The sequence below is a fragment of the Glutamicibacter sp. AOP38-B1-38 genome (assembly GCF_052377485.1).
In the GTDB taxonomy this organism is placed as follows: domain Bacteria; phylum Actinomycetota; class Actinomycetes; order Actinomycetales; family Micrococcaceae; genus Glutamicibacter.
Genome location: NZ_JBQSWU010000100.1, coordinates 1 through 528, shown reverse-complemented (window position 1 = coordinate 528; position 528 = coordinate 1). Strand labels below are relative to the sequence as shown.

Below are 528 nucleotides of genomic sequence, written 5' to 3'. Positions count from 1 at the left end.
CAGCCGGCGTTGCCGCCCACCAGAGACGATTTTCCCAGCCATCGAAAACAGCCGGTATCGCCACCGCTTCAGATCCCAACACCCAGCTTCATGACCACCGGGTAGCACGGCCAGCTGCAGCCATGCGACCAAGTTCAAAGCGAACATTGCCAGGTCCGCCCATGCCTGATTCGCGGTAAAAGACCAATACGGCAGCTTGCCCAACCCCGTGCTCTTGAGCGTTTTGATCCGATTTTCGCACCTGCCACGCGCCCGATGCCGGGCATCGAGGAACGCCACGTTGAACCGTGGGCTGTTGGTCAAGAACGCGGTCACCCGGTTGCCGTCCGTATCGAACAGGTTCGCTTTCGCACCGGGATGCAACGGCTCAGCACGTAGGTAAATCCGAGTTCCAGGCGGGTATTGCCTCAACTCCAAGACCTTCGTTGCATCAATCACCCACGCATCATCACGCTGATCTCCGTTAGCGTCCAGGGCTGGTTCCCAGTACTTCTTCTGATCGATCCACCGGATGAACCGCTCCTTGAG

1 protein-coding gene is annotated in these 528 nt (G+C 58.7%); it reads right to left on the bottom strand.

The genetic code is table 11. The features are described from left to right. Positions 1–528: transposase (locus ACT3TP_RS18770; protein ID WP_444621298.1), on the bottom strand; the 528-nt coding region annotated here is incomplete at both ends.